Genomic DNA, 21,821 nt, shown 5'->3' with positions numbered 1-21,821 from the left:
ATCTCGTTATTATCGAGCGCCAAAACCTGCAAATCGGACACTGTTTTGTACCATTGCTTGTACCAATATTTAACTTCAAATCTTGATAAAAATACTCTTAATGATATATGCAATATACCAGTATGGATTTCGTAAAAAAGCATTGTAGTCCTGGATTTAGATCTGTTTTGGCACTTGCAGATTTCAGGGTCCCGATTTGAAGTTTTCGGTGATGATAATTGAAGTTTTCAGTGAGGATTTATAACTCTTTAACCTAATTAGCCAGACAAGTTGTGTGCATAAAACCATATACGATAGGTAATTATATAGATATGGTAACGAGTCTTAGAATTATTGTTGAGGAAAAACATTGACAGAATAAGTGGGCGCCACATATTGAACTTATGTTCATATTACATTTCGTGTTGATCGTTACCAGAAGGTAGATATGAGGTGATATTTATAGTTTTAACCTGTTATTTATATAGCCTTGGAGGTTATGATGCCAAATCGTGATGGAAGTGGACCCTTTGGAGATGGAAGACCCGGGCGTGGCTTGGGAAATTTCTCTAAGTCCCGCAATACTGTTATGAATTCACAAAGAAACAGCAGTTTGAATTCACGAGGATTTGCCAATAATGGTATAGCCCTATTGGCAGATGCCTTAAAATACTTTTTAACAAACAGAATAAATAATAGGAGGTAAAAATGCCAAGATATGACGGCACTGGACCTTTTGGAGATGGTCGTCCTGGCAGAGGACTTGGACCATGTGGAAGATTTGATGGTTACGCTTTAGGACGAGGATATGGACTCGGCAGAAGGCGAGGATTTGGTGGAGGTTATGGCTTTAGGTATCGCTCATGGGATGCCGCAACACCATATTCTTATGGTTATACCGAACCAATATATAGGTTTAGCAAAGACGATATGCAGGCACAAAAAGCTGAATTGGAAAAGCAACTTCAGTGGCTAAATGAACAATTGAGCAAAGAAGAAGCTTAGACAATCTGATTGCTTATCTAAAGGGATGCTGCAATCTTACAGTCTCCCCATTTTTTAGCTTTACAATGATATTGGATATTAAGAACTGTAATAAATGTGCTTTGGTTAATACGCGTAACAACACTGTACTAGGCGAAGGATCTGTAAACGGAGATTATTTTATGATCGCTCAGGCACCAGGTGAGGTGGAAGATAAAACTGGAAAAATGTTTAAAGGCCCCTCTGGTAAAGTATTTTGGTATATTTTGGAACAAGCTGAAGCAGATACAAGCAGAATATACTATACTAACTTACTCAAATGTAGATTGCCTAAAAACAGGCGTCCCAAACAAGCAGAGATAATGGCTTGCGCACCGTATTTAGAACAAGAAATCCGCCAGATTAAGCCCAAAATAATATGTCCTCTTGGTTATTACTCTACTAAGTATCTTTTAGAAACGCGAGGTTTTGCTAAGTTTCAAAGAGCCGAGTATCCAGATTTATTAGGCAAAGTATTTTTAACGGAACGCTATATTATAATGCCACTTAGTCATCCTACTTCATTAATCCATCATCCGGAGTACACTTTGAATACTATTAACAGATATCATAGAGCATTTCATCTAAAACACTGCAAGTGGTTTGATGTGTGTCCGATGAAATCATATACGCTACAAAGAGTGATCGGTTTTTACTGGACAGATAGCTATTGTTTTGGTGATTGGCTACAATGTAAAAGATACCAACTTGAAGCTCAAGGGAAAAGTCATTCCGATCAAATGCTTCCAGATGGCACTTACTTAACTATAGATAAGGAATAATAGCAATGAAATATCTTTTTGGCCCTGTTCCCTCTCGCAGATTGGGTATATCTCTTGGGGTGGATTTAGTCCCACACAAAGTATGCAGTTTAGATTGTATCTACTGTGAAGTAGGCAGAACCACAAATTTGACGGTTGAGCGTAAAGAATACGTTCCAGTTGATGAAGTTATTGGGGAATTAGGTAATTATCTTTCTCAGAAGCCGAAATTAGATTTCATTACATTCTCTGGTCAAGGTGAGCCTACCTTAAATATTGGACTTGGCAAAGTTCTGAACTATATCAAGGATAACTTTCCTTCTTACAAGGTGGCAATACTTACGAATGGCACTCTTTTTAGTGATGCCTCTTTAAGAGCAGAAGTATTACGAGCCGATGTAATTCTTCCAGATCTGGATGCAGTATCCGATACAGTATTCAAGAAAATTAACCGCCCTCATAAGAGTTTGAATAATTCTAAGATTATTGAAGGCTTACAATCCCTGAGGACTGAGTTTAGTGGAAAGATTTTTGTGGAAGTGTTTCTTATAGAGGCGGTAAATGATACGCAAAGTGAACTTAAAAAGATTAAACGTGCCTTACTTAGTATAGCTCCAGATCTTGTACAACTTAATTCTTTAGACCGCCCCTCAACTGAAGATTGGGTAAAAAAAATGCCCGAACAAAGATTAATGGAAATTGCTGATTTTTTTAAACCCCTTGAAACTGAAATAGTGGCTAATCCGCAAACCAGAACCCATATCCAGAGTTTTAGCGGAGATATTGAAACTAGAATCTTGGAAACAATTAGGCGCAGACCTTGTACAGATACCGACCTCTGTAGTATTCTAGGGCTGCATATCAATGAATTGAACAAGTATTTGGGCACAATGATAACAGCAGGCACAATTGAAAGTATTCACATGGAACGAGGGGTATTCTTCAAGCTTAAACAATAAGGTTATACCATATATCAAGGTTTTAGCGCGTAGTAGGTTAACAGATTAAAAACGAAAATCACGAAAAACCAAATCCAGAATATCGATATGGCTATTATACCTGATATGGCGCTTTTATCTTGACAGTAATAATAATTAGTATTTAATTGCCATAAATTGTTTGTAAAGGATGAAAACATGTCTAAACGATATCTTGTTTTGTTTTTAGCTATTTTGCCCATCTTGGTATTTGCTCAGGATATGCCTTTTTCTGTTAGCTCTAGTACTCGCTATAGCGCCTCAACAATGTTTGGAAAAGTAGATATAGATTCTGTACGCTATACTCAATTTCGCTTTATACAAGAGTTCAAATATAAAAAGTTCGGCTTGGGTTTAGATTTGGACATCCTATTGGATAAGAACTATCATATCAAGAAAAGTGATTGGGATCATTTAGGCGACATAATTGGAAAATTCTATTATTTCAGATATGCAGAATTAGGGGATCCTTTATACTTTCATATAGGTGGGTTCCCCAAATATTCGGTGGGAAATGGCTTAGTAATGCTGAACTATTCTAATATGTATTTCTATCCAGATCTTAGATACAATGGCATATTAATCGGTGGAAAAATTCCCACCTTGTTTGAACCCGAATTAGAGCTTTTCAGCTCGGACATTACCAAGAATAATATTTTAAGCTTTAGAGCACATTTTAAGCCTTTACCAGATTCTACGGTAAAGATTTTGGACATGTCCAAGGTGGGATTTTCTGTATATACAGATCTAAACCAGTATGCTAATCTAAATTATACGTTGCCAGATAGCCTAGAGTATCTTAATCCAGATAGAAGAGATGCTGCAACAATTCTTTCATTTGATTACACTCAACCTCTAAAACGTAGCGACAAAGCTGAATATGGCATATATACAGAAGTCGCCCATATGATAGATAATGGTACCGGTAGCATTCTTCCAGGCGTTTATGCAGATTTTAATGTGATAAAAGTAAACTTAGAATACAGGACCAATGGCGATAGATTTATGCCAGCCTACTTTGATTATCATTATGAAGAAGAACGAGCTGTGCAAGATACACTAAATGGATTACCAATAATTATCACCAAAGAAGAAGCTTTACAGAATAGAAAATCTAGTTATGGTTTTTTTGGTAAAGTACAAGGCATTATCGGAGATAGGCTTAAAGCCATGTTCGCTTGGCAAAATATGTATGGCGCTGATTTAGAAAATGGCAAATCCATGTGGTTCAGTTTGAATGTGGATACTCGTTATAAGCGCTTGGAAAAAATCGCCTTCTCATATAGTAAAACTAATGTAAGTAGCCTTAGTTTGGGCAAAGTGGCAGTTCCCAGAGCAAGCATGTCTGCTAGTGCTACTATTGGTCTGGATTCCAAGCGAAGATGGTTTGTGATAGCTAAATACTCAGAAAGGTATAAAGATAAGGAAGGTGGTATTAACTGGTGGAAGGATACAAAGCGCTCTGCAGCGGTTGGTGTAAAATTCCTTTTCTAAGCCCTAAAGTCCCCAAAATCGCCAAGATTTTTGCAATTGTATTTCGTGCGTGAAGCCCGTATCTTGGGGAGAATAGTTTAGAGTATACCCCAATCTGTATTGACGCGGTAGAACAAGTCTTAAGCTGGTATCGTGAGAGACCAAAAGCTTTGTCTTCTTCTGCAAATCAGTTGCTTCCTGCAAATTTAATTCATAATCTATAAACATACGATATCCGATATACTTGCTCATGGATACAGACAGATTATTTAGCAGGATAGATGAAGAAAAGCGTGTAATATCCGAGCTAAGATTTGAAAGATCTGCCATATCTGCTAGTTGAGAGGGATTTGAAGAATACTCTGAAAATATGTTTTGAATAAATCCTGCATTAATTGAAAATCCATCAAGTTTGAGATTACGCCTAATCCAGTTTTCAACCGGATAGAAGAAAGGAGTAAGCACTGTAGAATTGAGATTGCCGCCAATAAGCCCCAAGGCTTCATCTTGCAATAAGTTTTGTTTCTGATCTTCTGGCAATTCATCCATGTTTTGATTATATCGTAAACGCGATAGGACTTGTGATATGTTTTGGTCTTGGGGATTATCGCTGGTAAGATTAAGTTGTAGTCTGTCAAAAAATCCTTTATCATATTCCGGACTTGAAGTAACTGTAAGTGCAATTGTGCTACCATCAGGTGTACGCTTATAAAATCTTCCATCAACACTGAGTATGTTTTGCTGGTCTATCATAGAAATAGCTATGTTATCCACCTGAAACACAGTGCCAAAGAAGTCGATAGAACCTCTATCAGAAGTGATGTTTGCTTCTTCTACGATAAATCTGTTGCCGTCGTACAATAAGTGTAAAAAACCGCCAGGACTTAGATACAGATTTGTGGGATATGTAACATAGCGTACGTTTTCACCGATATTGAGGCGTAAATCCAGCCTAAATGGTAAAGGAGTAGGATCGCTATCCGGTTTCTTTCCAGTGTTGCGAACCGACATAATTAGGTTTAGCAGATTATCTGCACCGGGAGGAAATAGAATATCCAGATTTGAGGCAGTAACGAGAGCTTCGATTTTCAAATCATCGAAAGGACCACGAACTATAGCATAACGCCCGTCAAGTCCACTTATGGCAACATTGGTTAAAGTTTTTGGAGGTGACACAACAGGAATAGTGGCTTGGATACCGGGCTGTTCTATCAGAATACGGAAATAACCCAAATCTAAGAAGCTAACCATGAAGTGATCACTGGGTTCGCTATCAAAAATATTGTTTATATAAAACTGCCCATTGCCCATTCTGAAGGTGCCTCTCTGAATCATTAAACGGTTATCGCTAAAGATTCCCTTAATCTGAATATCCCGCAGGGGTTCCACTTGATCCTTAAGGTGAATATAGCCCTTATCCAGATTTAACTCTCCAGTGCTAATCTCAAACTGATCTTCCGATGTTCCCAAAACTAGATTTATCGTTGAAAGACCGTGTGATTCTTGAATATAATCGGTCAGGTTTTCCAACCAAGGGAAAAATTCACCTTCAATTGCCAGTTCCAGTGTATTATCTCCTTCGTAGAAGATGTTTTGAATTGCATTATAATCTAATGAACCATGTGCTTTTGCAGTGAAAAGATTATTGGCATGTACGTAAAGAGAATCTACTATAAGGCTCTCGTTTTTTTGTACGGCTTTAATTACCGCATGATCAATATTAAAATCTCCAAACTGCACTTCTTTGCCCACGATATCTGCCCCAATTTCCATTTGCTTATTTTCAGTAAGGATATTTTCCATGGCTAATTGCACATTCCCGCTCAGAGATGCTATACCATTACTCTGTATCAGTAAATCTTGCAATTTCAGATCTTTGAATATAGCATTTAATGCTATCCCAAAAGCTGGTTTCAGCGAACCAGATCCATCAAGATTTATCATGGTTTTATTCTTTTCTTTTATAATCCCGTTGAAAGCTACGTTTTCTGGAGTACCATTTATATTTAAATTCAAGCTTAAGGGCACTATGCTTAATAAATCTACATTTTTAAGATTTACCCAAGAATCAATTTCTTTGCTATTCTGTAGATTGTACTGGGCAAACAAACTAAGAGAACTAAATTCTGGAAGAAGGTATGAAGCATCTGGATAATAACGCATAATTTTTGCCGAATCAATATTCCGCAAGGCAATATCTAGACTGCTTTCCCATAAATCGGTAAGCATAACTTTTGCACTTAAGTTAAGCATATCCTCAAATGCAAAAGACCATACTTTGATTTGCTGATCTGAATAAGCAGCATTAAAACTTATATTGGCAGGCATGCCGTTAAAAAGAGCATCTTGTGTTATTAGAGAAGCAGATACAGATGGATTAGCTATATCAGCAGTGCCAATAATATCCCATTTACCTTGATAATCATAGTTTTGGGTAAAAGCGGTATTAGCATCCATCTTGTACCATACGTCATTTCCAGTCATCACGGCATCAAGCTTTCCGTTAACTATAGGCGCAAGAATGTTTAGAACTTTTTGATTATAAACCTTTGAAACTTCCATCTCGTGGAATTCTGCATCCAAAGCTATATGTCTACTTAATACATCACCTACGGCTGCAAGCTTGTATCCATCGGCAGAATTTAAATCGACATCTACTAATAGAGATTCGTTTGTAGGAATCATAGATCCGACGCCGTTTATTGACCTTAAGTGTAGATCTCGCCATCTTACATCAACATCGTTAATACTTAGATTTACAATAGGATATGGTTTAATGATAATGCCATTAACTGCAAGCTTTCCCTCAGCATTCAAATCACTATTTTTACTGTCCGTGTTCTGAACATCTAAGAAAGCATTAAACTTAAGGTCGTGGGTAGAAAATGATCCATTAAGGCTAAGGAATTGATTTTGCCATCTAGCATCAAAATCTTTTATTGAAGCGATGTTTTCTTCATAATCTGCACTTAAAGAGATATCTTCAAGCGCCCAGTTTCGATATGCAAAACGATTGCTATTGGCAAACAGTCTAACCTTAGGCTCATTTATGCTGCCAGATGCAGTAAGACTACCTTCAACAAGACCAGATAACTGGGGCATAATATCAGCTGCATATAGACTTATATTTGCATAGGAGCCATCTATCTTAATATCTTCCAGCATATCATGAATTGATAGTCTTGCTTCAATGCTACTTCCCGCTATACGTGTTGAAGATATGCTGATGCTACCAGTGTTTCCATCTGTTTCGGCATTAATAAGAGGAATATGCACCGGGAGGCGGTTGATGGCAAATGCAGAAGTGTTCCAAATAAGCGCCTTCCCAGAAAACTCTGCTTTTGAAGAATCTGATGGTTCACTGTAATGTGCTACTATATTAATCTCTGTTCGAAAATCTTGGATGTCGGGATGAGATAAATAAAGAGGTTTATACTCTTCTATCTCAGCTTTAGCTATATCAATTCTGCCTCCAATCAGAGATCCTTCAGCTGAAACCTTACCCCCTAAAGAAGTCGTGGCGTTCAATTTGAGTTTGGTATTTTCAGCATTTTGAATACGAAGCTGGATATTTTTTAGATTCTCTTCGATTTTTAATATGCCTTCGTTTTGCATCTTAAGATTAAAAGATAAATCCGATTCCAGAGAACCGCTTTCTAATGTAATAAGCTTAAAATAGGTACTAAGATCAGGTATCTTAAATTCTTTCTTTCGCTTCTTAGTGATTCTTTTTTTAGTAAAATCATGATAATATCGTAACTTAACATGGGGCTCTATTACTTCAACGGTAGATATCACATTGTCTAATTTGAATCCCGATAAGATTAATTTATATAAGTTATATCTTACTCTAAAGCTCTTAACGTTTAAGTCTATCTGGCTATCCTTATCGACATAGCTGAAATCTTGGATTAGTATTTGTTTGTCGCTTATATGCAAATCTCCAATTTGTACTTTTGCCCCTATAGTATCCGCCACTTTTGCTGCAATAAAGTTTCTCACCAGCTTTCTACCACCTAAAGGATACCATATTGTGAAAAATATCACATTGATAAGCAATAGGATTAGGATCAGGATTAGAAACTTTCGTGATCGATGCATATGTTAAGCCTTGAGCTGTATTAACCTTCCATCAGTTAATTCATAGCTGTTTGTGGCTTTGCGTGAGGCTTCAATATCGTGTGTAACGATTACAAAAGCCTGATTTAGATCGTGGTTCAGCTTTCTTATCATTTCCCATACCTCATTACTATGTGAGGGATCCAGATTCCCTGTAGGTTCATCTGCAAGAACCAATTTGGGTTTGTTTGCAAGAGCACGAGCTAAACTAACTCTTTGTTGTTCTCCCCCAGATAGCTGATTTGGGTATCTATTCAAGCGCTGTTCCAAGCCTAAAAGTACTAAAAGTTCTTTAGCCCTTAATTTTGCAGAACTTTCATTAATTCCAGATATTAGTAATGGTAAAGCTACATTTTCTGTAGCAGTAAGATCATCTATTAGGTAGTGGAATTGAAATACAAAACCAAGCTCTTGGTTGCGAATCGACGATGCTTGAGGGCTGTTTGACTGAATTGATTTATCACAAATAATCAAGTCTCCGCTATCTGGTGTATCTAAAAGACCCATTATGTGTAGCATAGTACTTTTACCACATCCAGATTTACCAGTAATACAAATCAACTCCCCTGCATTCACTTCTAATGATGCATCCTTTAGAACTTCAATTCTCTGATCGCTATCTATGTATGTTTTGCTAAGATGGCTTGCTTTTAATATCATGATTCCTCAAGCGTATTTTTTTCTGATAATCTCAATTACTTGTAATCTCTCAATTTGTTTCAGCGGTATCATTATACAGATAAAAATCAATAAACTTGCAACCAAGAATACGATTAATATATTAGGTATAGTGATGTTTGCCCCTAAAGTATCGATAAAATACACATCTCCTTTCAAACGATAAAAGGTTTGTTTCTCAACCAACCAAGAAAGCAGAATCCCAAATATCTGCCCAATTAAAACAGAAATTATCGCCACCAATCCTACCCGAATTGCAAAAAGCCTTCTGATCGTATGTGAAGCAGCACCGAGAGTCTTTAATACAGCAATCTCAGATTGTCTGTCTATTATCGTAGTGCTAACTGTGGATATTACGTTGATCCCCGCTATCAACACCAGAAAACTGAAAACAATAAAAATCAACCACTTTTCTATTGTTACCAACCTTAACAAACTCTCTGCATAAATATTCCACGGCATCGCCATATACTCATAGCCCAGTTCTTCGATGAAAGATCGTGCCAAAACCGGCGCTTCATCAGCATCTTTAAGTAGTATCTCAATTCTACTAAAACCTTCTGGTATCATCATCAAAGTACGAGCATCTTCTACAGTTGATATAACCAAGTTTCGGTCATTTTCATAGTATCCAGATCGAAATACGCCTGCAATTATATAATCATATTGTGTGCTTGGTATTCCCAAAGGAGTGATATTATCCAACCTAGGATAGTTCAGATTTATAGTATCTCCAAGCGCCAATCCTAACTCAGCTAGCAGATAATGCCCTACAATCACTTCACCAGATGCGATCTTTGGTCTTCCAGAAACTATATATGGATGATAAGGAGCAGTTTCTTCGGTTTTATAGCATTTTAAGCTGGCAGCCCGTACCTTATCTTTGTTCTGAGCCATTAGGGCAAATTGTAACACTGGAACACAGCTTAAAACTTCATTATGTTCTGTAAGTGTTTTACAGGCATTTTCTGTTTCTTCATTGCTCATCAAACTGCCATCAGATGAGCTAATCCCAACATGGGCAAAGCTTTCTAAAAGTAGCTTCTTTAAGGTTGATTCGTAACCCTGAAAAAGATGTAATCCCGCAGATAAGATTCCTACAGATAAAATTATTCCCAATACCATAGCAATAGAACTAAAGCGAAACAAGTTTCGCTTTGGATACTTTATATAACGTTTAAGAAAGAAGCGTTCAAGTATTTCCATCTTCCGGCTCTTGCCATATGTTTATTGTTGTTTCAATAGATAAAGGCAGACGCTTGGATGAATCAATTCTATTAACGATTAATTCTGAGATTAACCCCAAAGATATGAATTGTAATCCTCCAAGAATCATTAAAATACCTAATAGTAGCAATGGTCTGTTCGATAAAGCCATGCCCCAAAATATCTTCATTATCGCAAGATATACCGTAATACCCGTACCCATTAAACACGATATAAGCCCAACTCTACCAAATAGATACAATGGACTCTTTATGTAATGTGTTACCATTCTTACCGTAAGCAGGTCAAAAAAACCCCTTAAATAGCGTTCTAATCCATACTTGCTGTGTCCATATTTTCTAGCTCTGTGTTGTACGGCAATTTCGGTTACCCGAAAGCCCAAAGAATCTACCAAGGCCGGTATATAGCGATGCATCTCGCCATATAGATTTAATTCTTTAACTACTTCATTCCTGTATGCCTTAAATCCGCAATTATAATCCTTGAGTTTAAGCTTGAATGTACGAGCAGTTACACTGTTAAAGAGTTTTGATGGAATTCTTTTATGTAGTGGATCTTGTCGCTTTTTCTTCCATCCCGAAACCATATCATAACCCTCATCAATCTTTTGCAAAAAAGCCGGAATTTCCACCGGATTATCTTGCAAATCGGCATCTATAGTAAAGACTACATCACCAATAGCAAGCTCAAATCCTTGTTGAAGGGCAGCTGCTTTTCCAAAATTACGTCTAAACTTTATGACCCTTACATTTTTGTCATTAGTGGCTAACTGACTCATGATGCCAAAACTACCATCAGTAGAACCATCATCTATAAGAATAATCTCATAATCATGATCATGGATATTAGCCAATATTTCAGTATAAAGCTGGGAAAGTGAATCTTCTTCGTTTAAAACGGGAATTACAAATGATATCAGCATATTTGCCTCATTTATATGAATAGGCTCGTAATTGTCATCGCTAAAGCCGAACCAACGGGAATCTTGATATTATCATCCAAGGGAATCTTGCACAATTCGGAAGCAGTAGCAGCCAATGCTCCAATGATTGCCATCCATGGATTGGGCAGCCACCACAAACCAAAAATAGCGCAAGATGCAAAACATGCCAAGCTGCCTTCTAAGCTCTTACCATTTCGCAAAAACCTGCGTTTGCCAAAGTTTATGCCTATAAGAGCAGCAAATGTGTCTCCTATACTTAAGAATGCTATAGATGCTGCGGCTATAGGTTCATCAAAAAAAGCCACGCATAACAAGCTTGCTACCAATAAATATGTTGCACCAGTAAAATCATTTAGTTCATGTTTTCTTAGGATCATACCAAACAATCGATGAAAAGTCTTTCTAAAGCTACGTTGCCAAAAACGGTGAAACTCAATAACCAAGCTAATTACTAATGCGGCTAATAATATTACGAAAGCAATCCGACGATTGTAACCCAAAATATAACGATAGCCCAAAGGTATCACAAGGGAACTAAGGTGTATGGACTTTCTCAGGGTTTCGCCAAGGCTTCCCATATTGTTAAGAATCTAGAATTTTTAATATTCGGATTTGATTCGCTGAGCGCCACAGCGCTATACAATCACAGGCTTTCTCGCGAGGCAGATGTAAACTGCCGCTGTCCAAATTCCAATTGCCATTTAAATCTGTTTGTTTCAATGCTTTTATAAGAAGCATAGGCTCATGGTTTTTTTGTCCCCACGGCAGCAATAACTCCATGCTTTGCCACGTTAGATTATCCATATCTTCAATTCTGCACTCAGCTTCATAGTTTAATTCACTTACCTCTTCTGAGATAATAAAGTTATCCGATAGATAGGCATTGAAACACTCCAAGAAGTTATCGTATGCCGATGGCAACATGGTGAAACCAGCTGCTTTGGCATGACCACCAAATTGAATCAGATGGTCTTTGCAATGAGTAAATGCTTCAACCATATTAAATCCTTCCCCACAACGCCCTTCACAAACCATATTGCCATTATGATGCTTAAGCATTATGGTGGGAATACCAAGTCTGTTTACAATAAATGTAGAAGCTGTGCCTAAAAGTGAATATGGTATTACTCCATCATCGTCATAATAAACAAAAAAATTACCCACAAAATCCTCAGAAAGAGTCTCTAAAAATCCGAATACTCTGTTCAGCTCTCTCTCCCACAGATTCTTCTGTGATTCGAGGCGCTCAAACAATTGTGCTTTTGCATCCGATAACTGTAATATAAAGCGCAAAGCTGTATGTTGTCCGGCCTCTTCCCTCCCATTGGCAATCAAACGTGAAGTATATGTAATGAAATTGAACACATCTGTATATGTATTTACTCTGCTATAATTACGTAACAAGAACTGCACTGTTTGATCCTGGGTTTGTTCAAAGTTCTCCAATACATAACGTACAATAATACGGTTAATGCCTATCATTGGTACTTTATCGGCAATTGAGCCAACCGCAGCCCAAAAATAACTGGCCGGATCTATGTGGTGTTCCCATTTTTTTGCTAAATACCTAATGAGCATCAAAACCACTCCCACTCCAGCAAGAGCTTTAAAGGGGTAATTACACTCGGGAAGTTGGGGATTTAGTATTGCGTAAGCGTCTGGAAGCATATCTGGCTGGATTAGATGATGATCGGTAACGATTATATCACAACCAAGCTTTTTAAGACTTTCAATCCCGTCATATGCAGATATGCCATTATCTACGGTTATCACAAGATCAAAAGCACCTTGTTTAACATGTTCGATAAAATTGCTTTGAATACCGTGCGATTCTATATTGCGATTAGGAATGTAGTAGCTATGTCTTTGGTAACCACAGCTATTCAAATAATTATACAGTATGTATGTGCTGGTAATACCATCGGGATCATCGTGCCCAAAGATTATCATCGATTCATTGTTGTATATAGCTTCATGAATTCTCAGAGCTACTTTATCGATATTAGCAAATAACTGTTCGTCAGGTAGGTCGTCTAAAGTACATTCCAAGTCTGCGGTCTTCAGGTTGCGAGTTTCAAGTATCTTGCTAAAAAGATTACTCTTAGTTACCATTGTTGAATCTCCTCAGCTTTTGGAATTTCTCTTGGTGCGGTACGATCTATTGCTTTGCCAATAATATCAAATCCGGTAAAACCAATTAGAAACAGATAACTGCTATCCTGCAGATTATGGGTGTCTAAAACACCCCTCGTAGTATATTGAAACCCTAAATCCAACCTATTCACATCGCTTTTTAAGGGTATACTTATCCCTGCGCTCAGAGTATTTTCATCTACATATTCACCATTGCATTTAAACGGCAGGAGTCTCATAGAATAACCTGCTCTTACAGGTATTTTCTGATACCAATGCTTTTTACGATCAATCTCTGGTTCATAGGCAATTCCTAGTCCTGCTTTCCATCCGTCTCTGAGATTATTATCGGTTTCTTTAAAAGCTTCATAAGTGTAATCTGCCGAAACCTTAAGTTCGGGAAGCACTAGACCGGCATAGCCCAATCCTATCAACAGAGGTAAATCGTAATGTGTAGCTTGAGTTTCAGCACTACTATGAAAGCTACTCCAGGTTTGTTCACCATCTAACCGAACAGGGAAGGTAGCATAAGCGCCTACGGCATGATCTTTAACACTCTGAACCATACCTAAGCTGAAGGTAGGATTTTTAAAGCTTTGATGCAAAGATTCGGTTGTTGGCATTGTATTCTGCGATGATGTTTGCTCAAATACCCTGTTGCTATGACCCAAAAAATAGTTTGCAGATACCCCAAGTCTAAGGTTGTTTATTCTGTAGCTATATAAAAGATCGGCACGATAAATATAGTTATCAGCTTCTTGCCGCTCAAAAGTATTTTCGTCAATAAGTGTCTGATTTTTTACCACTCCATTTGCATGAGACATGAATTGAAAACCAATCCGATGCTTTTTGATGGGAACAGATACGCTGAAATAGGGAAAATCCAAAGCATCATCACGAAAGCTTTGCTGCACTCCATCGGTTTTCGATTTATAGTTTGTATAGCCAAAAATCATGCCTGTTCCAAACAAGGTTTTGTTATCTTGATTATTCTGAGCGGGATTAGCATATCCCGTATTATAACGAAAGATGTCGCTGGATCCGGTATCTCCCATGCCCAAGCTATATACATCTCGTCCATAATACTGGATTGGAAAACCTTCGTAAGAAAATATTGAGTTTCCTCCCCACAAACAAACTGCTGTGAGGCTACACATCAGTACTATTACTTTTTTCATTTCTTGTGTCCTGCTTTTTTGTGTTTTACTGGATCTGGGGGAACGCGAAAGAATTTAATCGCATTATTATACGATGCTTCTGCCACTTCATTGGGAGTTATTCCTTTCACTTCGGCTATGTATTGAGCTATTAAATGCAATAAAAGAGGTGAATTTCGCTTACCTCGATGTGGATGTGGGGGCAAATACGGACAATCTGTTTCTATCATAAACCTATCCATAGGTACCAGTCTTACTACATCATCTAGATGAGAATTATTGTACGTAATACTACCAGTAAAACTCATCATCCAACCTGCATCCAATACTTGTTGAGCAAATACAATATCACCGGAAAAGCAATGGAATACAGCTTCTTTCACGTTTTCTTGTTTTAGAATATTGTAACACTCCTGATGAGCCTGTCTATCATGTACTACAATAGGCAAATCGTATTCAACAGCCAAATGCGCTTGATTGGCAAATACTTCACGTTGAACCGTGTAGGGAGAGAGATTTCTAAAGAAATCCAACCCAATTTCTCCAATTGCCAATACCTTTTTTTCGCGAGCATGCTTTTTCACTAACTCAGCGTCAAACTCCTGAGCATCGTGAGGGTGAAAGCCTACCGATGCAAAAATATGCAAGTGTTTTTTGGCAAGCTCTAGGGAAGAAAGGGCAGTATCTTTATTGTAGGATATGTTTATTATATATTCAATTCCACTGGCAAAGCATTTATTAATGAGGCTCTCCCGATCAGAATCAAATTCCGGAAGGTCCAAATGTGCATGAGTCTCAAACAATTTCATTATCTTGGTCTTATCCCCTTTATTTGCGTTTGTGTCAAACTAAATGCCCTTCTTTATCTTGTCAAAGAGAATTTTGGGCATCCCAAAATCCCCATAAATATCTCTTATGCATATTGCTTCATTTGGTTGATAATTCTTTGTATAAAAGATATTGTGAAGCAATGGCTATAGCTGCTGTTTCAGCTCTAGTAACCAAACTTCCGATAGTTATTTTGTCAATACCTTTCATTAAACCTAACTCAAGGTTTGAAAAGCCACCTTCAGGTCCAATGATAAAACATATATTTTGGGTGCAATCTACCATGTTCAACCAATTTTCTTGCTCATGCTCAGAACAAACAACAGGCTCATAGCCATGCTCAACGATCAGATTTACCAAATCTTGAACCCTAGCGAGGTTGTGCACTTGTGGCATCCAAGGATTATTACATTGCTTCATTGCCGAAAGCACAATTTTCTTGAATCTTTCTATTGTATTTTTCCCTTCTTCTTTAACCGTATTTTCGCTAATAAAGGGAAAAAAATCTGATGCCCCCAGCTCAGTACACTTTTCTACCACAAGTTCATCATTTCTATTCTTTAATAAGGCAAAGGCTATTGCATAGGTAATTTTAGATTTGTTATGATACTCAATATTGATCGGTTCGAGTACCGCCATACTCTTATCGATCTTCAATATTTTGCAATCAGCCAAAATTCCTCTTCCATTGTTTAAAGTAATAACATCATTCACTCCTATTCTCTTCACTCTGCATAGGTGGTGATGTTCGTCTTTATCGAGTACTATCTGTTTACTATTAGCATTCAGATCTGGACAATAATAAGATGGCATTCTAACTAAAATAATCTCTCAATTTACTAAAGAAACCTCTACCGGGCTTTAATTCTCGTTTACTGTCAAACTCTTTCAGCCTAGTAAATAGTTCCGTTTCTTCTTTGTTTATTTTGGTGGGAATAACTACAATAATCTGAACTAACTCGTCTCCTTTAGAATAAGAATTTAGGCTTTGTATTCCTTGTCCCTTCAATCTAAATATTCTTCCGCTTTGGGTACCGGCTGGAATTTTCATCTTTACTTTACCCGTGAGGGTAGGAACCAATACTTCATCTCCTAAAACAGCTTGAGATACTGAGATTGGATACTCCATAATTATATCATTTCCATGCCGTTCAAACAGATCGTCTTGTTTTTCGTGAATAAGTACTAGGATGTCTCCTCTTGTGCCTCCGCGAGGACCCACATTGCCTTGTCCGCGTAAGCGAATATACTGGTTCTCTTCCACGCCGGCAGGGATTTTTACGCTTATTTCTTTCACTTTGCCCATTCTGCCCTCACCGTAACATTTGGGGCATTTCTTCTTTACTATCTTTCCCTCTCCCCGGCAAGAAGGGCATTCCGCTACTGTTTGCATTTGACCAAATAATGATTGTCTTACCTGACGCACTTGCCCGGTTCCTCTGCACTGTGGGCAAATTTCTGTTTCTCCATCCGCGCTACCGCTTCCATTACATTTGTCACAAGGTTCTTTGGTGCTAATTTTGATCTTCTTTTCGCAACCTGCAGCAATCTCATTCAGGCTTAGAGATAGCTCTATCTGTAGATCCTCTCCCCTATTTGAACTTCTTCCGTGTGAGCGAGACCCAAAACCACCTCCAAACAAACTTTCGAAAATTGACGAAAAGCCATCTCCGAATATATCATTAAGGTCGCTTCGGTGAGTGAAGTTCTCCCAAGAAAAGCCTCCGGCTCCAAATTGATTCTCTATTCCTGCATGACCATATTGATCGTACAGTTGCCTTTTTTCCTTATCACTTAGAACCTCATAAGCTTCACTGGCTTCCTTAAACTTTTCTTCTGCTTCCTTGTTATCGGGATTTTTGTCCGGATGATACTGCATCGCCAGCTTTCGGTAAGCCTTCTTTATGGTTGCTTCATCAGCGTGCTTATCCACACCGAGAACTTCATAATAATCTCGTTTCGCCATTCTGTCTCCTAAAATATTACACTTCCACCTAGCTTAGCAGATTAGAAGCTGAATATTAAAATAAAACCGCGGGGATGTGTGTTCATCCCCGCTTCTGATTCTTTACTATTTATCGTCTACTACTTCAAAATCAGCATCAATAGGACCATCATCTTTTTTATTCTCAGATTCCTTAGCACCGGCAAAATCTTCAGGATTGAAGCCTTGTGCATTCGGATCAAATCCGGCTCCTCCACCCTGCTGTTGTTGCTGTTGCATATTGGCGTAGATTATTTCACCCAGCTTTTGAGCTTTTTTTGAGAGGCTATCTTTTATCTGTTCCACTTGTTCTTTGTCGCTTACCTTATCAAGCTGTTCTTTAGCGTTCTTTATTTCTTCTTCCAGCTCACTTTTTTCACTATCAGATAGCTTGTCTGAATATTCTGCAAGGCTTTTCTCTGTACTAAAGATTAAGGTATCTAGTTCATTCTTTGCACTTACGAATTCTTGTCGTTTCTTATCGTCTTCTGCATGCAATTCTGCTTCTTTTATCATCCGATCGATATCTTCTTTATCAATGCTTCCGGCACGATCAATCTTTATGGACTGTTCTTTTCCGGTACCCTTATCTTTTGCCGATACATGTAATATTCCGTTGGCATCAATATCGAAAGTTACTTCTATTTGAGGAACTCCACGCGGAGCAGATGGTATGCCAACTAAATCGAACCTGCCCAAACTTTTATTATCTGGAGCCATAGGTCTCTCACCCTGTAAAACATGAATGGTGACTGCTGTTTGGTTATCTGCTGCAGTAGAAAATACCTGGCTCTTCTTCGTGGGTATTGTAGTATTTCTGGGAATAAGAGTAGTCATCATATTGCCTAAAGTTTCGATTCCCAATGAAAGCGGAGTAACATCGAGAAGTAATACATCCGATACTTTATCATCGCCAGAAAGTATGGCACCTTGAATTGCTGCTCCAATAGCAACAACTTCATCTGGGTTCAAGCTTCGATTTGGCTTTTTGCCAAAGAATTTTTCTACAGCTTCTCCTACTGCTGGAATGCGCGTGCTTCCCCCTACCATTAGTACTTCTTGAACGTCTGAAGTAGACAATTTAGCATCGGATAGTGCTTTTTTGCAAGGACCCAATGTGCGTTCCACCAAATCTGATGTCATGCGATTAAATTCTGCTAAGGATAGATCTAAGTTAAGATGTTTAGGCCCGGTAGCATCGGCAGTAATAAAGGGCAAGTTTATATTGGTGGTCTGAGTGCCCGAGAGCTCTATTTTGGCTTTTTCTGCTGCTTCGCGTAAACGTTGTAACGCCATCGCATCTTTAGATAGATCTATGCCTTCTTGTTTTTTGAATTGTTCCAAAATCCAATCGATGATACGCTTGTCAAAATCATCTCCACCCAAGTGAGTATCTCCATTGGTCGAAAGTACCTCAACCACTCCAGATGAAATATCTAAGATCGATATATCAAAGGTTCCGCCACCAAGATCGTAAACGGCTACTTTTTGCTCTTTCTTGTTCTCCATTCCGTATGCCAAAGCTGCCGCAGTAGGTTCGTTAATAATGCGTTTTACATCCAGCCCGGCAATTCTTCCTGCATCCTTTGTGGCTTGTCGTTGATCGTCGTTAAAGTATGCGGGTACGGTTATCACTGCTTCGGTTACAGTAGTGCCCAAATAAGATTCTGCTGTTTCTTTCATGCGAGTAAGAACCATAGCTGATATTTCTTGCGGTGTAAAATCCTTGTTTTCGCTGTCAATATGCACTGCGGCCTGGTTCTTAATACCAGATTTTACCTTGAACGGCACCTGCTTAATCTCTTCTCCCACTTCGCCATGACTACGCCCCATAAACCGCTTGATTGAAAAAACAGTATTGATGGGATTTGTAACAGCTTGACGTTTTGCTAATTGTCCCACTAATCGTTGACCATCTTTGGTAAACGCTACTACAGACGGTGTTGTACGCCCACCCTCTGCATTAGTAATAACTACGGGCTTACCGCCCTCAACCACGGCAACACATGAGTTGGTGGTTCCAAGATCAATTCCAATTATCTTTCCCATTTATTCCTCCTGGGTATTCATCTTATTTCCATTTGAAACCGCCACACGCGCTGGACGTATCACCTTATCGTGCATGGTATAACCATTCTGAATAATGGCGGCTACAATATTTTCTTCATAATTGCTGGGAATATGTGCCAATGCTTCATGATAAGCAGGATCAAATTCATTTCCCAAAGCTTCTATCTTTTTTACTCCTTCCCGCTCAAGGGCATTAAGTAATTGCTTCTCTATTAGCACTATTCCCTTGCCAAATGGAGAGCTTAAATCTTCTTGCTGAGCTTGAAACAATGCTCGTTCAAAATTGTCTGCAATATCACAAATGTGAAGTGCAAGCTCTTTGGTTGCCTGCCTTATCCAATCTGCTTTTTCTTGAGTGCTACGGCGGCGAAAGTTCTCAAATTCTGCCATTGTTCGCAGATACTTATCCTTAATCTCAGCCAGTTCTTTTTTTAGCAAATCCACTTCATTCAAATTAGATTCTTCATCTGCCTTTTTCTTCTCTTTCTCTGCCAGATCTACTGCTGGATCCAATTCTTGTTCGTCGTCTTTTTGTTTTAATTGTTCACCTTTTGCATGCATTGCTTTATCCTTATATGAGGTATGTACACCCCTATTCTTTCTTTTAGCCATTCATCCTCCCTTGGGGTACCACCATGCCGCGTTTGGTTGTGTGGGTAATAGTCTCAGTAACATCACGGATTAGAGGAATCAATCTACGGTACTCTGTGCGAATAGGACTTAATACCCCCAAATAACCGGGAATACCGAATATTTCATATTTCCCATAGATCAAAGCAAAATCATTAAATCTGGGATCCGAAAACTCTTCTCCCATAAGCACATTCACTTTATGGGTATCGCCATTGCTCATTGCATTCAACAAAAAATCCTGGCGCTGGATCAAATTCATAAAGCTAAGTATGGCTTCCTTAGAATCAAACTCGGGCTGCTCCAAAAATTTGATGCTGCCATCATAATTAATGAAGAAATCACTGATTTCAATAAATGCTTTATGCAATTCAATAAGGAATTGGCTGAGAATATCATTCTCACCCATGCTCTTTTCTCGCATTTCTACCAAGACCTTATTGGCTATGTCGTAAATTCTTAAGCCTACCAGTTCATCGTTAAGATAACGTACAAGCTTTTTTAGCTGCGCTTCGTTGATCTCATAATTACACTTTAATATAACTGTTTTATCCAGCCCGCTATCCAGACTCATCACAAATATCAGCTTTCGTTCTCCGATAGAAAAAACTTCCAATCTTGCCAAATAGCCGCCGGATACTTCTGGCTCCGCCACAAAAGATAGCTGATCTGTCTCATGAGCCAGCATCTGCATTACAAAATGTAAAGCCCTAGGAGTGTCCTTATAATTCTGGATTAATAGCTCGCGCAATGTATCCATTCTTGCATAACGTACATTTATATGCTCCGGCTCGATGTATTCTAGATACTTTCTATAGCCACTGATAGTAGGAATCCTACCGGCAGATGTATGGGGCTGAGAAATATAATTCTGCTCTTCCAGCTTAAGTAAATCCAAGCGTAGTGTGGCAGAAGACACTTCAGTGAGGTACTTCTCGTTCAATACCCGTGAAGAAACGGGTTCGCAACTTTGGATGTATTCATCCACCAAAGCGCTAAGCGTATGTATCAATCGCTGTTGATTCTTCTTCATGTAAAACTGCCTCATTATTTTTTTAGCAGTCCACTACTTAAACTGCTAAGCTGATGACAATTTAATCAAGTCTCGATTATTGTCAATCGAAAAGTGAGAGTGCTAATTTACTAATGCGACTACACTCTTAGATAGCCCTAAGCACTTACTGAAATCTTTATATTAGGATAATCCGCCCATAAATGGGTTTTTCGTAGCCGACGGTTTTATCACTATTTCTTCAAATACCCTCACTTTTTCTTAAGATTTGATCAATGACAACTTCAAGCTTTTATCATGCTTTCTTCGGTATCAGAAAATATGATATAATCTTTTTTAGAATAATTGTTTGGACTTGTACGTTCCTCTTGGTTATGAACACTTTTTCATCATCAATACTACAAATATTTCAAATTTATATAGCACTTGGTGTGTATCAAATTGTCCATCACTTGTACATCTTTCTCGGGTACTATAATCAGCTCCTTAGGGTGGATACTTTTAAGGGTGGCACGCCAATGATGTAAAGCAATATCACTTTAATGGAGCTTCCTCAGTTCATGCAATAGTTATTTGCTCTATTTCTCCTCATAGTCCCCTCATGTTATGAGGAGATCATGAGGGAATCACGAGCGCAGCGCGAGGGATAGCAATGGCTTAGAAACGCTTCACCGCCATATTGCTTTGGGTTTGTTCCTATTTATCCCAATTGAGGCATTGGAGTTCAAAGCGCATAAACTAACTATCACTTATTTAATATCTTATGAACGGTTTGGACTTCAAGGCCGTGCATAATTACACGCCTGCTTTTGAAGTCCATGAGGCCT

Annotated in this window: 18 protein-coding genes; 5 read left to right on the top strand and 13 right to left on the bottom strand. The window is 38.4% G+C overall.

Annotated features, from left to right (window positions below; genetic code table 11):
- The first annotated feature begins 481 nt into the window (after nt 1-481).
- The 5 genes from LHW48_01205 (at nt 482) to LHW48_01185 (ending at nt 4,234) form a co-directional block, all read left to right on the top strand.
- On the top strand, nt 482-685 hold the full coding sequence (locus tag LHW48_01205) for a hypothetical protein (GenBank protein MCB5259081.1): 204 nt from the start codon (nt 482-484) through the stop codon (nt 683-685).
- Nucleotides 686-687: 2 nt separating this feature from the next.
- Nucleotides 688-984 (top strand): DUF5320 domain-containing protein, encoded by a 297-nt coding sequence (locus tag LHW48_01200; GenBank protein ID MCB5259080.1) that lies wholly within the window; start codon nt 688-690, stop codon nt 982-984.
- 65 nt (nt 985-1,049) lie between these two features.
- Nucleotides 1,050-1,784, top strand: a complete 735-nt coding sequence (locus LHW48_01195) for a uracil-DNA glycosylase (protein ID MCB5259079.1) — start codon at nt 1,050-1,052, stop codon at nt 1,782-1,784.
- Nucleotides 1,785-1,789: 5 nt separating this feature from the next.
- Nucleotides 1,790-2,722 carry a radical SAM protein gene (locus LHW48_01190; protein ID MCB5259078.1) on the top strand — a complete coding sequence of 311 codons (933 nt, stop codon included), beginning with the start codon at nt 1,790-1,792 and terminating at the stop codon, nt 2,720-2,722.
- A gap of 177 nt (nt 2,723-2,899) precedes the next feature.
- Nucleotides 2,900-4,234 carry a hypothetical protein gene (locus LHW48_01185; protein ID MCB5259077.1) on the top strand — a complete coding sequence of 445 codons (1,335 nt, stop codon included), beginning with the start codon at nt 2,900-2,902 and terminating at the stop codon, nt 4,232-4,234.
- 3 nt (nt 4,235-4,237) lie between these two features.
- Here the strand turns inward: LHW48_01185 and LHW48_01180 are convergent, their stop codons facing one another.
- The 13 genes from LHW48_01180 to hrcA all read right to left on the bottom strand — a co-directional run bounded on the left by LHW48_01180 (nt 4,238) and on the right by hrcA (nt 21,015).
- Nucleotides 4,238-8,215, bottom strand: coding sequence for a hypothetical protein (locus tag LHW48_01180; protein MCB5259076.1), 3,978 nt, complete (start codon nt 8,213-8,215; stop codon nt 4,238-4,240).
- Between the two features lie 102 nt (nt 8,216-8,317).
- The gene (locus LHW48_01175; GenBank protein MCB5259075.1) at nt 8,318-8,992 is read right to left on the bottom strand and encodes an ABC transporter ATP-binding protein; all 675 of its coding nucleotides are present in this window, start codon (nt 8,990-8,992) and stop codon (nt 8,318-8,320) included.
- Between the two features lie 6 nt (nt 8,993-8,998).
- A complete protein-coding gene (locus LHW48_01170) occupies nt 8,999-10,216 on the bottom strand; it encodes an FtsX-like permease family protein (protein ID MCB5259074.1) in 1,218 nt (405 codons plus the stop codon).
- On the bottom strand, nt 10,203-11,159 hold the full coding sequence (locus LHW48_01165; GenBank protein ID MCB5259073.1) for a glycosyltransferase family 2 protein: 957 nt from the start codon (nt 11,157-11,159) through the stop codon (nt 10,203-10,205). The genes LHW48_01170 and LHW48_01165 overlap by 14 nt, the downstream gene beginning before the upstream one ends.
- 11 nt (nt 11,160-11,170) lie before the next feature.
- Nucleotides 11,171-11,707 (bottom strand): phosphatidate cytidylyltransferase, encoded by a 537-nt coding sequence (locus LHW48_01160; protein MCB5259072.1) that lies wholly within the window; start codon nt 11,705-11,707, stop codon nt 11,171-11,173.
- Nucleotides 11,708-11,762: 55 nt separating this feature from the next.
- Nucleotides 11,763-13,292, bottom strand: a complete 1,530-nt coding sequence (locus LHW48_01155; protein ID MCB5259071.1) for a DHH family phosphoesterase — start codon at nt 13,290-13,292, stop codon at nt 11,763-11,765.
- Complete coding sequence (locus tag LHW48_01150; GenBank protein MCB5259070.1) at nt 13,286-14,491, bottom strand: type IX secretion system membrane protein PorP/SprF; 1,206 nt, start codon at nt 14,489-14,491, stop codon at nt 13,286-13,288. The genes LHW48_01155 and LHW48_01150 overlap by 7 nt, the downstream gene beginning before the upstream one ends.
- Nucleotides 14,488-15,279, bottom strand: a complete 792-nt coding sequence (locus tag LHW48_01145; GenBank protein MCB5259069.1) for a TatD family hydrolase — start codon at nt 15,277-15,279, stop codon at nt 14,488-14,490. The genes LHW48_01150 and LHW48_01145 overlap by 4 nt, the downstream gene beginning before the upstream one ends.
- 118 nt (nt 15,280-15,397) lie before the next feature.
- Entirely contained in the window at nt 15,398-16,111 is a 714-nt protein-coding gene (locus LHW48_01140) for a 16S rRNA (uracil(1498)-N(3))-methyltransferase (protein ID MCB5259068.1), read from the bottom strand.
- A gap of 1 nt (nt 16,112) precedes the next feature.
- On the bottom strand, nt 16,113-17,264 hold the full coding sequence (gene dnaJ, locus LHW48_01135) for a molecular chaperone DnaJ (GenBank protein MCB5259067.1): 1,152 nt from the start codon (nt 17,262-17,264) through the stop codon (nt 16,113-16,115).
- A 105-nt stretch (nt 17,265-17,369) separates the two neighbouring features.
- Nucleotides 17,370-19,331, bottom strand: coding sequence for a molecular chaperone DnaK (dnaK, locus tag LHW48_01130; GenBank protein MCB5259066.1), 1,962 nt, complete (start codon nt 19,329-19,331; stop codon nt 17,370-17,372).
- Complete coding sequence (locus tag LHW48_01125; protein ID MCB5259065.1) at nt 19,332-19,964, bottom strand: nucleotide exchange factor GrpE; 633 nt, start codon at nt 19,962-19,964, stop codon at nt 19,332-19,334.
- Complete coding sequence (gene hrcA, locus LHW48_01120) at nt 19,957-21,015, bottom strand: heat-inducible transcriptional repressor HrcA (protein MCB5259064.1); 1,059 nt, start codon at nt 21,013-21,015, stop codon at nt 19,957-19,959. Before hrcA ends, LHW48_01125 begins: the two co-directional genes overlap by 8 nt.
- Between the last annotated feature and the right edge of the window lie 806 nt (nt 21,016-21,821).

It is taken from the genome of Candidatus Cloacimonadota bacterium, from assembly GCA_020532355.1.
GTDB lineage: Bacteria > Cloacimonadota > Cloacimonadia > Cloacimonadales > Cloacimonadaceae > UBA5456.
The sequence above is the reverse complement of the archived record's forward strand: the minus strand, read 5'-3'. Positions and strand labels throughout refer to the sequence as shown.